Source organism: Mesorhizobium sp. M0590 (assembly GCF_040320905.1).
GTDB lineage: Bacteria > Pseudomonadota > Alphaproteobacteria > Rhizobiales > Rhizobiaceae > Mesorhizobium.
This window is the reverse complement of sequence record NZ_JAMYQN010000013.1, coordinates 90,702-105,357: the sequence shown is the minus strand read 5'-3', so window position 1 is coordinate 105,357 and position 14,656 is coordinate 90,702. Positions and strand designations below refer to the sequence as shown.

The 14,656-nt window shown below is 61.3% G+C and carries 11 protein-coding genes; 1 reads left to right on the top strand and 10 read right to left on the bottom strand.

The window, feature by feature from the left end; genetic code table 11:
- Positions 1-5 precede the first annotated feature (5 nt).
- From NKI52_RS21440 to NKI52_RS21415, 6 genes are all read right to left on the bottom strand, one after another.
- Positions 6-1,247, bottom strand: a complete 1,242-nt coding sequence (locus NKI52_RS21440) for an acyl-CoA dehydrogenase family protein (protein WP_352699496.1) — start codon at positions 1,245-1,247, stop codon at positions 6-8.
- Positions 1,248-1,464: 217 nt separating this feature from the next.
- The gene (locus NKI52_RS21435) at positions 1,465-3,606 is read right to left on the bottom strand and encodes a beta-galactosidase (protein ID WP_352699425.1); all 2,142 of its coding nucleotides are present in this window, start codon (positions 3,604-3,606) and stop codon (positions 1,465-1,467) included.
- Between the two features lie 18 nt (positions 3,607-3,624).
- Positions 3,625-4,764, bottom strand: coding sequence for an ABC transporter ATP-binding protein (locus NKI52_RS21430; RefSeq protein ID WP_352699423.1), 1,140 nt, complete (start codon positions 4,762-4,764; stop codon positions 3,625-3,627).
- Between the two features lie 60 nt (positions 4,765-4,824).
- Complete coding sequence (locus tag NKI52_RS21425) at positions 4,825-5,676, bottom strand: carbohydrate ABC transporter permease (RefSeq protein ID WP_352452362.1); 852 nt, start codon at positions 5,674-5,676, stop codon at positions 4,825-4,827.
- The gene (locus NKI52_RS21420) at positions 5,676-6,560 is read right to left on the bottom strand and encodes a carbohydrate ABC transporter permease (RefSeq protein ID WP_023677182.1); all 885 of its coding nucleotides are present in this window, start codon (positions 6,558-6,560) and stop codon (positions 5,676-5,678) included. Before NKI52_RS21420 ends, NKI52_RS21425 begins: the two co-directional genes overlap by 1 nt.
- 71 nt (positions 6,561-6,631) lie before the next feature.
- Positions 6,632-7,903, bottom strand: coding sequence for an ABC transporter substrate-binding protein (locus NKI52_RS21415; protein WP_352699421.1), 1,272 nt, complete (start codon positions 7,901-7,903; stop codon positions 6,632-6,634).
- Positions 7,904-8,145: 242 nt separating this feature from the next.
- On the opposite strand from NKI52_RS21415, the gene NKI52_RS21410 reads away from it, so the two are divergent.
- Positions 8,146-9,348 carry an ROK family transcriptional regulator gene (locus tag NKI52_RS21410; protein ID WP_352699419.1) on the top strand — a complete coding sequence of 401 codons (1,203 nt, stop codon included), beginning with the start codon at positions 8,146-8,148 and terminating at the stop codon, positions 9,346-9,348.
- 26 nt (positions 9,349-9,374) lie between these two features.
- Here the strand turns inward: NKI52_RS21410 and NKI52_RS21405 are convergent, their stop codons facing one another.
- Genes NKI52_RS21405 through NKI52_RS21390 form a run of 4 tightly spaced genes read right to left on the bottom strand, consistent with a single transcriptional unit; the run spans position 9,375 to position 14,587 of the window.
- Positions 9,375-10,745 (bottom strand): alpha-glucosidase/alpha-galactosidase, encoded by a 1,371-nt coding sequence (locus NKI52_RS21405; RefSeq protein ID WP_352699417.1) that lies wholly within the window; start codon positions 10,743-10,745, stop codon positions 9,375-9,377.
- Positions 10,746-10,766: 21 nt separating this feature from the next.
- The gene (locus NKI52_RS21400) at positions 10,767-12,434 is read right to left on the bottom strand and encodes an ABC transporter ATP-binding protein (RefSeq protein WP_352452369.1); all 1,668 of its coding nucleotides are present in this window, start codon (positions 12,432-12,434) and stop codon (positions 10,767-10,769) included.
- A 10-nt stretch (positions 12,435-12,444) separates the two neighbouring features.
- Entirely contained in the window at positions 12,445-13,578 is a 1,134-nt protein-coding gene (locus NKI52_RS21395) for an ABC transporter permease (protein WP_352699415.1), read from the bottom strand.
- Position 13,579: 1 nt separating this feature from the next.
- Positions 13,580-14,587, bottom strand: a complete 1,008-nt coding sequence (locus NKI52_RS21390; RefSeq protein ID WP_352569051.1) for an ABC transporter permease — start codon at positions 14,585-14,587, stop codon at positions 13,580-13,582.
- Positions 14,588-14,656: the final 69 nt, after the last annotated feature.

The following is a 14,656-nucleotide window of genomic DNA, read 5'->3' as shown; positions in this document are numbered from 1 at the left end:
CCGGCTCAGCGGTTCCCGCCGCGACCTGTTTCGTCTTGTCTGCCGGCTTCGACATGCCAGCGCCAGAAGCCCGCACCTTCCTCGTTGAGAAAGCGGTTGAGCACCATCTTGTGGACCTCGTCGGCGCCGTCCACCAGGCGAGCCTGGCGGGCGTAGCGGTAGATCCATTCGAGTACAGTGTCTTTCGAATAGCCGCGGGCGCCGTTGATCTGGATCGCCACGTCGGCGGCGTCATGCAGCATGTTGGCGACCTGGATCTTGGCCATGGAGATCTCCTTGCGGGCAAAGCCGCCGCGATCGAGCTCCCAAGCCGCCTTCATCACCAGCAGCCGCCCGATCTCGATGCGCATGGCAAGATCGCCGAGCATCAGCTGGATACTCTCACGGTCGGCCAAAAGCTGCCCGAAACCGCTACGCTCGGCGGCATAGGCGCGCGCGATCTCGATGCAGCGCTTGGCAAGCCCGAGCCAACGCATGCAATGGGTGAGCCGCGCCGGACCGAGCCGGACCTGGGTAACCCGGAGGCCGCTGCCTTCGCCGGCAAGCACGTCCTCGACCGGGACTTCCAGGCCGTCGAATTCCAACTCGCAATGGCCGCCATGTTCTTCCGGTCCCATGATCTCGATGCGCCGCACGATCCGCCAGCCCGGCTGGTCCTTGTGGAACAGCAAGGCCGAAAGGCCGTGACGCGGATCGTCCGAAGTGCGCGCAATGAGAATGAAGTGGCTCGCCTCTTGCGCGCCGGTGATGAACCATTTGCGGCCTTTGACGACATATCTGTCGCCACGCCGTTCGGCTCTGGTCATGATCATCGACGGGTCGGAGCCGCCGCCCGGATGCGGTTCCGTCATTGCGAAAGCCGAACGCACCTTGCCCTCGACGATCGGCTTCAGCCATCTTTGCTTCTGCTCCGGCGTTCCCAGTCGCTCCAGCACCATCATGTTGCCATCCTCGGGGGCCGCGGAATTGAACACGACCGGACCGAAGATCGAGCGGTTCATCTCTTCATAGCAGACGGCCATATCCACCTTGGAAAGGCCGGCCCCGCCGGTCTCGGGTTTGAGCTGCAGGCACCACAGGCCGGCTGCTTTCGCCTTGCCCCGCAGCGTTTCGAGCAGCGGCAGCGCGACATTGCCATGGCCGTCGTAGGAAGCCTTATCTGCCTCGAGCGGCAGGATTTCGCGCTCGACGAAATCGGCGATCCGGCTGCGGAAGGCCTCGGTTCGGACGGAAATGTCGAAATTCATGGCGCTCACAAGGATGAAACGAGATGCCGCCATCGGCTCCGATGGTCGCGCCGCTAGTGTAACTGCCGTCGTTGAATGCGAGCAACAGCAGTTCGCCGGCCGTTCCTTGCGCACGTTCAAAGCGCCGGTTCGATATGGATCGATGCCGGCGTGCTGCCGATGGCGGTCGAATTCCAGGAGTACTCAGGTTTCGTATGGCTAACGTCCGCGACAATGCTCAGATCAATTCGAGGACAGCGCAGCCATAGCCGTCCAGCGTCAACACTCCGGAGACAGGTCCTTCGCTATCGAGCAGGTTGCTGCCGAAGGGAACGCCGGTTACCGCAACGGGCGTGTCTTTGATGTTTTGCACGAACAACAGCCGGCGTTCGTCATTCTCGCGCATCGTGACCTCGACGCCGTCCGGCAGATCCGGAACCAGAGGCTCCACATTCGCATCCACGAAAGTGCGCGTAGCGAGTTGAGCTGTCAGCTCCGGGGTTAGATAAGTGCCGACATAGAGCACACGGCCCTTGCCGACGGCGCGGGAGGTAATTGCAGGCGTTCCTGCCGCGTAGCGGTTCGACCAAACCCCTACAATTTCGACTTCCGGTTCGACTGCGAGGTTCTCATAGAAATAACCGGCATCGAACTCGTGGTTTCCGACGGTGAAACGACGGATACGGCGGCTGGATTCGGCCGGTCTGTCGGGAGGAATGACGAGCCCGCCGGAGCGCGACATCGTATTGAACAGGCCATTGGCCCCAGGTGCCGCCAGCCGCCCGAAATCCTCGACGCGAACGCCGGTCAACTTCGACAGCGACCGGCCCGGCGCTGTCTCGCGGATGACGTGGTTGTTTTCGTCGCGGGTTCCCGTGCGCGCGCCGATGATGACGGTACCGCCATTTTCGGCAAAGACTTGCAGCCGCTCGGTCCAGCTGTCCTTCCAGATCACCCAATGCGGCACGTAGAACACCTTGAGCTTCGACAGATCGTCTTCCGGGTGGATGAAGCCGCAGGCGATGCCGCGGTCATAGCAATACTGATGCAGCAAGATTGCATCATCCTGCGGACTTGGCAGGCCGATGGGGAAGGTCTTGTGGGCTTCCTGATTGTCGAAGTCCGAGCCGGCGATGCCGACATCCATCCGCACATGGGTGCCCAGGATCTTGTCTTTAAGCGCCGTCATCTCGGTGGCGAACTGCCTGGCTTCGTCATAGCGGCGGCGAGCGACATCATCATGGTCTATGATGCCCATCCAGTATATCTCGGCGCCGAAATGTGCGGGACGCCAGCGGAAGAACATGATCCCATCGGCGCCACGCGCAACCGACGACATCGCCATGCGTCGCATTTCGCCCGGCTCCGGCGTCAGCGTGCAGAAGCCCGGCTGGGCGCCAAAACCCGACTGTTGTTCCGGCACTATGTAGTTGCCGGAAAATCCCCTGCAGATGTCGAGATGCAGCGCCTGGATCTTGGCGTGATTGCCGAGGCGAAAGAACTCGTCATAGAGGAACGGATAGATGTCGTAGCCGACGAAGTCGAGATCGGTGGAGAATTGGCCGCGAAAGTCGATGTCACGCAATCCGCCGAGATTGTGGAAGATGAACCAACTGGCATTCGCTTTTCTCAGGATCTCGACCTGGTCGTGCTGGAACCGTGCTGTCGAAAAGGCGAGAAAACGGTGGTAGTCCTGGAGGTGACCGGGACCGGGAAAGGACGGGGAAAAATCCAGCGGGAAGACAATTTCGCGGAAATCGCCGTAAGCCGTCGCCCAGAAATCGCCACCCCAGGCGAAGTTCAGCCTGTCTATCGTCTTGTAGGTTTCCTGGAGATAAGCCTGGAATTCCTTCAATGCCGACGGCGAATAGGATTCCGGCATGCTGGTGTTGAGTTCGTTGTCGGTCTGCCAGCCTATGACATTTGCATTGTCGCGGTAGTGGTCCGCCATCGCGTCGGTGATCTTGCGGCTATAGTCGCGAAACACCGGGCTGCTGGTGTCGGCATACTGGCGTGAGCCGTGGCTCATCGACCGGCCATTTCCATCAAGCCGCAGGATTTCCGGATGCTTTGCCGTCAGCCAGCGCGGCGGAGTGGCGGTCGGCGTGCACAAGATCGTGTTGACGCCGTGACGCGCCAGCCCCTCGATTGCCCGGTCGAACAGGCTGAAATCGAAGATGCCTTCACGCGGTTCGAAAATGTGCCAGGCGAATTCGCCGAGGCGGGCGACGTTGAAGCCGGCCTCGGCCATGCGCCTGGCGTCATTGTCCCAGTAACTCTCGTCCACATGCTCGGGGTAATGCGGCGCGCCGACCAGAAAGCGGTCGGTCTGGATCGTGCGCCAGACCGACAGGGCGCGGCCGTTTGAAGTCTTGTTCACGAAGGATACTCCTGCAGGTCAGTCGGTGATGGTGGATTTGCGGGCACTGATTGTCCGCTCATCGACAGAGGAAAAGAGATAGACGTCACGCGGCTCGACCTTGAAGCCGACGGTCGCATCGGCAGCGACGGCACTCGCATGGCCGATCTGGACGGTGACGTTGCCGCTGCCGCTTTCGGAACTGACGCATTGCAGCGGGCCGGCGTCGGCATAGAGGATGGTCTCGCGGCCGAGATGCTCGACCAGCCGTACCCGTCCGGCAAAACTCGCCGTCTCTTCCGCGGCCAAGCTGATGCTCTCCGGCCGAATCCCCATCGTCACCCTATCGCCGACCTGTACGGATGCCGCTTCCGTCAGTTCGACAGTCAAAGGAGAAAGGCCGGCGGTCGACAGCGTGGCGGCGCCGCCGGAGACAGCGGCGACGGTCACTTCGAAAAAATTCATTCGGGGTGCGCCGAGGAAGCCCGCGACGAAGAGATTGGCCGGATTGCGGTAGAGTTCGAGCGGAGCGCCCACCTGCTCGACCGAGCCGCGATTGAGCACGACGATACGGCTCGCCATTGTCATCGCCTCGGTCTGGTCGTGCGTGACATAGACCATGGTGGCGCCGAGCCTGGCGTGCAGATCGGAAAGCTCGACGCGCATCTGCGTGCGCAGCGCTGCGTCAAGGTTGGATAGCGGTTCGTCGAACAGGAACACGTCGGGCGAGCGGGTTATGGCACGGCCGATGGCCACACGCTGACGCTGGCCGCCGGAAAGCTGTTTCGGCCGCTTGTCGAGCTGGTCGGTAATGCGAAGGATCTTGGCGGCTCGCAGCACGGCGGCATCGATCTCGGCCTTGGGGCGATGCGCCATGCGCAGGCCGAAACCCATGTTCTCGGCGACCGTCATGTGCGGGTAAAGCGCATAGGACTGGAAGACCATGGCAATGCCGCGCTCACCCGGCTCGGTGGTGGTGACATCACGGCCGTTGATGAGAATTTCACCGGTCGAGACGGTTTCAAGCCCGGCGATGATCTTCAACAGCGTTGACTTGCCACAGCCGGACGGCCCGACGGTGACAATGAACTCGCCCTGTTCGACGCTGAGATCGATGCCGCGCAGCGCGTGGTAGCTGCCATAATTCTTTTGTATCTGCCGGAGTTCAAGACTGGTCATGGAGCCCTGCTTGCGAAATCAGTTTCGGATCGGGTGGGCGACGCCTTGAAGCCATGGCGCTCATCCCTTGACCGCTCCCATGGTGAGGCCGGTGATGAAGTGCTTCTGCATTAGGAAGAACATGGCAACCGGCGGCAAAGCCACGACGATGGTGCCAGCCGAGATCAGGTTCCAGGCCGAGACCCATTCGCCGCGCAGATTGGCGAGGCCGGCGGTGACCGGTTTGACGGTATCGCTGATGGTGAGCACGACCGCCCAAAAATAATCGTTCCAGATAAAGGTGAAGAGCAGGATGGCCAGCGCCGCGAGAGCCGGCCGCACCAATGGGACCACGACATGTACCAATGTCTGAAACGGCGTCGCGCCCTCGGCCCTGGCGGCCTGAAACAGTTCTCCCGGCAAGGCGGCGATGAAGTTGCGCATGAACAGTGTCGCAAACCCGGTCTGGAAGGCGATGTGGAAGATGATCAGGGCCGCCATCGTGTCGTAGAGGTTGAGCCGCACCATGAGATCGCGCACCGGGATCATCATGATCTGGTGCGGCAGGAAGTTTCCGCCGACGAACAGGGCGAAGACGAGCATGTTGCCGCGAAACCGGTAACGGGCGAGCACGAACCCAGCGAGCGTGCTCAAGATGAGAACGCCCATCACCGAGGGGATGGTGATCGTCAGGCTGTTGAGGAAGTAGCGGGCCATCGGCGTCTGGGTGAAGACCGCCGTGTAGTTGTCGACCAGGCCGAATTGGGTCGGCCAGCCCCACAGATTGCCGCCCATGACATCCTGCGTAGAGCGGAACGAGGTAAGAATGATGGCAAAGAGCGGCGCCAGCCAGACAATCAGGATGCCGACCACCAGCACGACATAGAGGCCACGCTGCCAAATAGCAGTCTCGGGAATCGGGCGGGGAAACATCAGCCGCCTCTTTCATCGGCGCGGATCATCCGCGTCAGGTACCAGGCGATGAAGACCGCCATGATCACGAACAGCACCGAGGCAATGGCCGCGCCATAGCCGAAGCGGTAGGAAAATATGGACTGCTCGAACATCTGATAGGCAAGCACCTCGGACGAACCGAAGGGGCCGCCGCTGGTCATCACCGAGACCATGTCGAAGGAACGCAGTGCGCCGACGACAGTGACGGCGATGGCGATAAAGGTGACCTGCGTCAGCTGCGGCAACACGATGTGGCGCAGCATGTTCCAGCCCCTGGCGCCGTCGACCCGCCCGGCGCCGATCAGGTCCTCGCTGAGATTGTTGAGGCCGGCGAGATAGAGCACCATGCAGAAGGCGATCTGCGGCCACAACGCTGCGATCACGACGGCGAAGGTGACGAAATTTTCATCCGACAGCACTGCCGGGGCGGTCGCGCCGAAGGTGCGGAAGATCAGGGCGAGAAGTCCGAATTCCGGCGTATAGACCCAGGTGAAGACCACGCCGACGGCAACCGAAGCCAGCACCAGCGGAATGAAGAACAGCGATTTGAGCAGGCGCATGCCGCGGATTTTCTGGTTGACGAGCAGCGCGATGGCGAGGCCGAGCGGCGGCGCCAGCATGAACATCACCAACCAGATCAGATTGTTCTTCAGCGAAACATAGAACTGCGGGTCGGCGAACAGTTCGCGGTAGTTGCCGAGGCCGATCCAGACCATCGGGCTGAAGCCGTCCCATTCGTGCAGGCTGATCCATAGGCTCTCGACCGCAGATGCCAGAATGACGACGGAAAACAGCACAGCGGCGGGCAGAATCAGAAGTGTCGGTGTCAGCCACCAGCGATGGCGGCGCCAAAGCTTCGTCATTTTGGGAGACCTCATTCACGGAAAGCATCGGGGAGCAGAGCACGAACCCCGCTCCCCTCCGCTGGGAGGCGCTAGATCTTGAAGATCCGGCGACGGGTTCCCTCGAGACGCTGAAGAATGGCGTCCCGGCGCTCCGGCTTGGCCATGAATTCCTGGAAGCCGACCAGGCCGGCCTGGGCCATGTCGGGATCGGTATCGCGGTCGTAATATTGCGATGTGCCGGCCACCGTCTTCAGGCTTTCCACGGCTGCGTTGACCAGCGGATCCTTGCTGGCCGGAAGGTCGTTGCGCGGCGGAACGTTGCCGCCAGGTTCCAGATAAGGGCCGAAATTTTCCGGCTGGTAGAAGAAGGCGAGGAACTCGCGGGCACCCGCCTTGTTCTTGGCGTTGGCCGGGATGTGGACCGAATTGACCGAGAATTCTTCGTAGCGGTCGAGGGCGCCGTCAATCTTCGGGAAAGGAGCGAATGTCAGCTGCTCGAGATCCTGCTCAGGGAAAGTAGCCTTCACGAAGGCACCGAGGTTCATCATGCCGGCCTTCTTCTGGGCGAGGAAGGCGCCGGCCTCCTGCCAGCCGAACGACGTCTGATCCGGTGTGAAGAAACCCTGCTTGATCAGCTCTTCCCAGTGGTCGAAAACAGGCGTCAGCGCCGGGTCGGTGTAAGCCATCTTGCCGTTCATCAAGGCAAAGTGCTTGTCGAGACCGTTGATCCGCAGGTTCATCTGGTCGAACCATCCGGCCGCCGGCCAGAGTTCCTTGGTGCCGATGCTGACGGGAATAAGGCCGGCAGCCTTGGACTTCTGGCCGTAAGCCAGGAATTCGTCCCAGGTCGCCGGCACCGTCAGTCCGTGCTCGGCAAAGACGTCCTTGCGATAGAACATGCCCCACATCGTGCCGCCAGTCGGCAGGCCATACTGCTTGCCGTCGACAGTGACGGCACCGGTCATGGCACCCAGCACGTCCTTGTACTTTTCCTTCTCGAACAGATCCGAAATGTCGTCGAACAGGCCGCGGGTGACGAAGGCGCGCATGCGGTTTCCGGAGAACCAGAAGCAGACATCCGGCGCCCCGGCGACAAGGTAGTTGCGGATCGCGGTCTTGTGGGCCTCGTGATCCATATTGTTGATCACAACCTTGGTGCCGGACTGCTTCTCGAAGTCGGCCGCAATGCGCCGCAAGATCGGCAGGGCATCGGCATTGTTTTCGTCTGAAATGATGGTGACTTCGCTCGACTGGCTGAGTGCCGGCATCGGGAAGCCCGCGAGGGCTCCAGCGGAAATGCCCCCAGCTCCCTTCAGGAAATTGCGCCGCGTCGACGGCTTTTCAATCCACTTGAACGTCATTGTTACTCCTCCCGTGTTGTCAATTTCTCTACTGGCACACCGGCCGGCGCGGTTGTTCTTCTCACCGGCACCGCTCACCTCCCGGGCAAGGGAATATGCTTGCCCGCTCCTTCAGAGCGGTGATATTGCTAACCGGATTAATTTCGCTGACCCCCGGTTCGGGTGTTGAACAGTCGGGCAAACTTATGCATACGTTTTCTCGAGAGGCAATAATTAATTTACAAAATTAAGAAAGCGGATCCGTGAAGCTCAAGGGTGACCCGAGCACGACTCGGGCGATGAACCGCAGACTGATCCTCAATCTCTTGCGGCAGGAAGGAGCGCGCAGCCGGGCCGACATAGCGTCAGTTACCGGCCTTAGTCCGGCAGCGGTCACCTTCGTCGTGGCCGACCTCATCGAGGATGGCCTGCTGATCGAAGGCAAGACAGTCGTGGGCTCGGCTGGGCGCCGCCCTATCCCGGTGGATATCAACTATGCCAACGGCCTTGCCATAGGTTTCAAGCTGATGGTCGGATCGGTCGAATGCGTGGTCACCGATCTTGCGACCAATCCGCTGGGCTCTCTGCGCGTCAAGCTCTCGGACAGCGATCCCGACCATATCATAGCGACCTTGGCCAAGGCGGTACCGGAGCTGATTTCCATTGTCGATCGGCCCGCTGCCAAGCTTGCCGGGATCGGCGTTTCAATGCCTGGCGTCATAGACAACCAGAAGGCTGTGTGTATCCGCAGCAATCGCTACAACTGGGACAACGTTCCCCTTGGCCCGATGCTGGCCGAACTGGTAGACGTCCCCGTGTGGCTTGAGGACGACACCAATGCCTATGCCATTGCCCAGCAACTCTTCGGCCTCGGACGCCAGCACCGCAATATGGCCGTGCTGGCGATCGGCGTCGGAATCGGCTGCGCGCTCGTCTTCGATGGCAAACTCTATCGCGGCGCGAACGGTGCCGCCGGCAAGTTCGGCCACAGCTCTTATGAGGAGAACGGCCGCCTTTGCGAGTGCGGAAAACGCGGCTGCTTGATGGCCTATTACGCCGAGCCGGCGATCCTGCGCACCTGGCGCGAAGCCACCGGGCACAACGAAACGGATAGCAAAGTCAGCCTTATGGCAGCCTTGGCAGACCGCGAACCGCGAGCCGTCGCCATTCTCGAAGAAGCCGGACATGGCATCGGCCGGCATCTCGCCAATCTTGTCAACATCACCGACCCGGAGGTCATTGTCGTCGGCGGTGAAGCCGTGTCGTTTGGCGATGCGCTGTTTGGCCCAATGCGGCTGACGCTTGGGAAAAATACCTTTCGCGCGGCACCACCAATGCTGCTGGACTGGGAGGACAATTCCTGGGCAAGGGGAGCGGCTGCTCTCGTAACGCAGAAACTCTTTGATTTCGAAACATCTGCCGGCAACGCCGCTCCGCTTTCAAAGCCGGCCCTATGGTCGGCATAGGTGAGTGAAACAGACAGCCCTGCGCCTCAGGCCGCCCGAACGCTGCGCGCTCCACGCGCCCAGGCCGGCAGCCAATCGCCATGCGCAACCAGCAAATCATCGACCAGCGACCATATCTGGTCGAGGTCGAGCTCGGCCGCCGTGTGCGGGTCCATCATCGCCGCGTGATAGATGTGCTCGCGGTTCTCGGTCATCAGCGCTTGGACCGTCAGCTCCTGGACGTTGATATTGGTGCGGATCAGCGCGGTGAGCTGCACCGGCAGGTCGCCAATGAACGTGGGTTGAATGCCGGAGGCGTCGACGAGGCATGGCACCTCGGCCGCGCAATTATACGGCAATGTCGTGATGCAGCCATTGTTGCGGACGTTGCCGTAGATCACCGACGGCTCGCCGGTCCAGACCGAGTTCATGATCGAGGACGCATATTCCTTCGACTGCTCCACTTCGATCTTGTCAGCCGAGCGATAGGCTTCCGCTTGCCCCTTCCAGCGTTCGATCTGCTCGATGCAGCGCTTCGGGTATTCGTCGAGCGGGATACCGAATTTCTCGATCAGATCCTCGCGCCCGTCCTTGATGAAATAGGGCGTGTATTCCGCGAAATGTTCGGAGCTCTCGGTGACGAAGTAACCGAGGCGCTTCAGCATCTCGTAGCGCACCTTGTTCGGGCAGCGCGGATTCCATCCAGGCTTCGGCGCCCGCCCTTCGCTGTAGGCGCGCAGCAGATCCGGATAGAGATTGCGGTAGGAGCCGTCCGGCTGGCGATGCTCGAACTTCAGGTAGAAGGCCATGTGATTGATGCCGGCCGAGCGGTAGCGAATCTCCTCGCAGGGAATGTCGAGATCATGCGCCAGCTCCATTGCCGTGCCTTGCACCGAATGGCAGAGGCCGACCTGCTTGATGTGGGGGTATTTCTCCGCGATCGCCCAGGTGTTGATCGCCATCGGGTTGACATATTGCAGCATGATCGCGTGCGGGCAGACCGCGAGCATGTCCTCGCAGATCTTCCAGAGATGCGGCACGGTTCTCAAGCCTCGCATGATGCCGCCGACACCGAGCGTATCGGCGATGGTCTGGCGCAGCCCGTATTTCTTCGGAACTTCGAAATCAGTTACCGTGCAGGGCTCGTAGCCGCCGATCTGGAAGGCGACGACGACGAAATCGGCGCCCGCCAGCGCCTTGCGCTGGTCCGAATAGGTTTCGGCTTTGGCCTTTACGCCAAGCGTCGAGATCAGCTTGCCGACGACGATTGCGCTTTCCTCGAGCCGTTGCGGATTGATGTCCATCAGCGCGATCGTCGAGCCGGATAAAGCCGGACGCTGCAATATGTCGCCGACGATGTTCCTCATGAACACCGTCGAGCCAGCTCCGATGAAAGCGACCTTGGGATTTCTTGCCACAACAACCTCCGGCATAAGCAATTAGGCTACCTCGAAAGCGGCTTTGACCAGCCGTTCGGTGTAAGCGGTCTTGGGATGGGACAGGACTTCGTCGACCGGCCCCTCTTCAACGATCTTGCCGTGCTGCATGACGATGACGCGGTGGCACAGCGCCCGCACGACCTTGAGGTCGTGCGAGATGAAGATGTAGCTCAGGCCCCGTTCGCGCTGCAGCTTGCGCAGCAATTCGATGATCTGCGCCTGGACCGAGAGATCCAGCGCCGATGTCGGCTCGTCGAGTACGATGAATTCCGGTTCGAGCGCGACGGCGCGGGCAATCGCAATACGCTGGCGCTGGCCGCCGGAAAACTCGTGCGGGAAACGGGAGAGGATATCGCCGGGCATGCCGGCGCTGATCAGCGCCTCGCGCACCCGCTCGATCCGATCGTTCCTGGTGGCGCCCATGCGGTTGACGACCAGCCCTTCCTCGATGATCTGGCCGATCGTCATGCGCGGGTTGAGCGACGAGAACGGATCCTGGAAGACGACCTGCATGCGCGACCGCAACGGCCGCATCTGCGCCCGCGAACAGCCATGGATCGGCCGGCCATCGAAATAGATCTCGCCGCTGTCCGTGGTGTTGAGCCTGAGCAACGCCTCGCCGAAGGTGGTCTTGCCCGATCCGGATTCGCCAACGAGACCCAGCGTCTCGTGCCGCCGAAGGGTCAGGCTGAGGCTGTCGACGGCGACGAGTTCGCGCAGGTCCGGCCTCATGAACGTGCCATGCCGCAGCATGAAGGAGACGCGCACATTCCTAGCTTCAAGAATAACGTCGGCGCCTTCCGGCAACGGATTTGCCTGGCCGCGCGGCTCGGAGGCAAGCAGGTGACAGGTGTAGGGATGCTGTGGATTGGCGAACAGCTTCTCCGTCACATTGTGCTCGCGCATCTCCCCATGCTGCATGACGTAGACATAGTCGGAGAACTGCCGCACCACGGTCAGGTCATGCGTGATCAGGATCACCGCCATGCGCAGTTTCTTCTGCAGGTTTCGGATGAGATTGAGGATCTGCGCCTGAACCGTGACGTCGAGCGCCGTCGTCGGCTCATCGGCGATCAGCACATCGGGATCGTTGGCCAGCGCCATGGCGATCATCACACGCTGGCGTTGGCCGCCGGAAAGCTGGTGCGGGTATTGTTTCAGCCGCGCATGGGGCTCAGGAATCTGTACCTGCTGCAGCAGCTCGAGCGCTCTTGCTTCGGCCTGCCTGCGGCTCATCTTGCGATGCACCCGTATCGCCTCGACGATCTGGCTGCCGATCGTGTAGATCGGGTTAAGCGAACTCATCGGCTCCTGAAAGATCATCGAGATGCGGTCGCCGCGCAGTTTGCGCCGCGCACGCTCGGAAAATTTCAGGATGTTGGCCCCGTTGTATTCGACAGTCGATTTCGGCGACACGACTGCGCGCTTCGACAACAGTCCCATGACGGTGCGCGCCGTCACCGACTTGCCCGATCCCGACTCGCCGACAATGGCGATCGTCTCGCCGCGATAGAGCTGGAAGGAGATGTCCTTGACGGCTTCGATCATGCCGTGTTCGACCTTGAAATCGACGGCGATGTTGCGGGCATCAATGACCGGGTTTTCCGAACGGCCGTCATGGTCGAGCCGGACAGGCGGTGCGAAGGATTTGACGAGCGCGTGTTGCATCATGTCATGCTCAATAAGGATCGACCGCATCGCGCAGTCCATCCCCAAGCGCGTTGAACGCGAAGACGGTGACAAGCACGAAGCCGACCGGCGAAAGGATCCAGGGATAAGTGCCGATGACCGAATAGGTCGCGGTGTCTTGCAGCATCAGGCCCCAGGAGATCAGCGGCGGCTTCACCGCGAAGCCGAGAAAACCGAGGAAGGATTCGAGCAGGACCACGCTGGGGATTGCCAACGTGACCGCAACGATCACGTGGCTCATCACGTTCGGAAAAATGTGTTGCATGATGATGCGGCCATCTGTGGCGCCGACCGCCATCGCCGCACGAACGTAGTCGATCCGCGCCAGTGCCAGGGTCTTGCCGCGCACTTCGCGCGACATCTGCGCCCAGCCGAGTGCCGACATGACAACGATCACGAAGGCCAGGAAGACATTCGTCGGCGCCGTCACCGGAACCAGCGAGGTCAGCGCCAGATAAAGCGGCAATTGCGGAAACGCGAGCACCAGTTCGACGAAGCGCTGGACCCAGACATCGAATGTGCCGCCGAAATAGCCCGACACCATGCCGACCGTCGTGCCGATCACGGTGACGATGAAGACCACGGTCAATGCGATCATCAACGAGATGCGCGAACCATAGATCGCACGAGCCAGCACATCGCGACCGAATTTGTCGGTGCCAAGGAAGTGCACCGGCTGGCCGTCGGTCGAGCCGAAGAAGTGCCGGTTCGCGGGAAGCAGGCCGAGCAGTCTGTACTCCGCTCCCTTGATGAAGAAGCCGAGCAGCCGCGGATGGTCGTAGTCCGGCCCGACGACGGGTTGGAAGGTAACCGGGTCGAGGTCTTCCGAATCCGCCAGGGCATAGACGCGTGGCTGGAAGACGAAGTTGCCGTCCTTGTCATGGAAGCTCATCATCTGCGGCGGGGCGAAGCCGACATCGGTCACCTTGGGATCCATCGGTGCGAAGAAGTCGGCAAACACCGCCAGCAGCACCAGAAACGCGACCAGGATGAGCCCGGCCATGCCGGTCCAGGACCGTTTCAGGCGGCGCCAGACGAGTGCGATGTAACTCTCATTGCCGCGCGGCTTGATCTTGGCCGGTTCCTCGGCAAGTGGCGGCAGCGAGGGCTCGAAAGCAAGCATCTCAGGACCCTGCATATTGGCGCACACGCGGATCGAGCATGACGAGCAGCATGTCGGCGATGATGTTGCCGACGATCAGCGTCGCCGACAGCACCATCATGAATGTCGCCGTGACATAGACGTCGCCCACCGCCATCGAGCCAACGATCGCCGGGCCGACGGTCGGCAGGGCAAAGATGATCGCGGTCTCGATCTCGCCGGTCAGCATATAGGGCAGCACCACGCCCTGATACATGACCAGCGGATGCAGCGCATTGGGCACCGCATGGCGCATCACGACCGCACCGCCGCTAAGGCCCTTGGCGCGAGCGGTTTCGACATATTGCGCATTCAGCGTGTCGAGCAGATTGCCGCGCATCACCCGCATGTTGTAGGCGAGCCCGCCGAAGGTGGCGATGGCGACAACCGGCCAGACATGCCGGACGAGATCGACGAACTTCGCCCAGGACCACGGCGCCCCGCCAAATTGCGGCGAGAAGAAGCTGCCGATCTCGGAGACGTTGAACTGGAAGACCAGCAGATAGACGATGATCAGCGCCATCAGGAAGCGCGGCACCGTCATGCCGAGGAAGGAAATCGCTGACAGCGCACTGTCGATCCAGCTGTACTGCCTAGTCGCCGCCCATATGCCGAAGGTGATACCGAGGACCGAGGCCAGCAGATGGCACACCAGCGCCAGGAGCAGCGTGCGCGGCAGGCGCTCGCCCACCACATCGGCCACCGGCTTATTGTAATAGAGGCTGTAGCCGAAATCGCCGCGGGTGATGATGCCGCCGATCCAGTTGAGATACTGGACGGGCAGCGGCTTATCGAGACCGTGTTCTATCCGATAGGCCTTGGCCTGCGCGTCGGCCTCGGCGAATGAGGCCCCGCCCTGATTGATCAACTGCGAGCGGATGTAGTCGGCATAGTCGCCCGGCGGCGCCTGGATGATGGCGAAGGTGACCAGGCTCAGAATGGCGAGGACCGGGATCGCCGACGCTATGCGCGTGAGCAGGAATCGCAACATCGGTCGGTCCGCTTCCTTGTCTAGCCGGTCGCTCTCTTTGAGCGTACGGAGGTTTGCTTTGTCCGGCCG

Coding starts and splice junctions, on each gene's coding strand:
- NKI52_RS21440 (WP_352699496.1), bottom strand. CDS start 1,247: ATGAATTTCGACATTTCCGTCCGAACCGAGGCCTTCCGCAGCCGGATC.
- NKI52_RS21430 (WP_352699423.1), bottom strand. CDS start 4,764: ATGACCAGTCTTGAACTCCGGCAGATACAAAAGAATTATGGCAGCTAC.
- NKI52_RS21425 (WP_352452362.1), bottom strand. CDS start 5,676: ATGTTTCCCCGCCCGATTCCCGAGACTGCTATTTGGCAGCGTGGCCTC.
- NKI52_RS21420 (WP_023677182.1), bottom strand. CDS start 6,560: ATGACGAAGCTTTGGCGCCGCCATCGCTGGTGGCTGACACCGACACTT.
- NKI52_RS21415 (WP_352699421.1), bottom strand. CDS start 7,903: ATGACGTTCAAGTGGATTGAAAAGCCGTCGACGCGGCGCAATTTCCTG.
- NKI52_RS21400 (WP_352452369.1), bottom strand. CDS start 12,434: ATGCAACACGCGCTCGTCAAATCCTTCGCACCGCCTGTCCGGCTCGAC.
- NKI52_RS21395 (WP_352699415.1), bottom strand. CDS start 13,578: ATGCTTGCTTTCGAGCCCTCGCTGCCGCCACTTGCCGAGGAACCGGCC.
- NKI52_RS21390 (WP_352569051.1), bottom strand. CDS start 14,587: ATGTTGCGATTCCTGCTCACGCGCATAGCGTCGGCGATCCCGGTCCTC.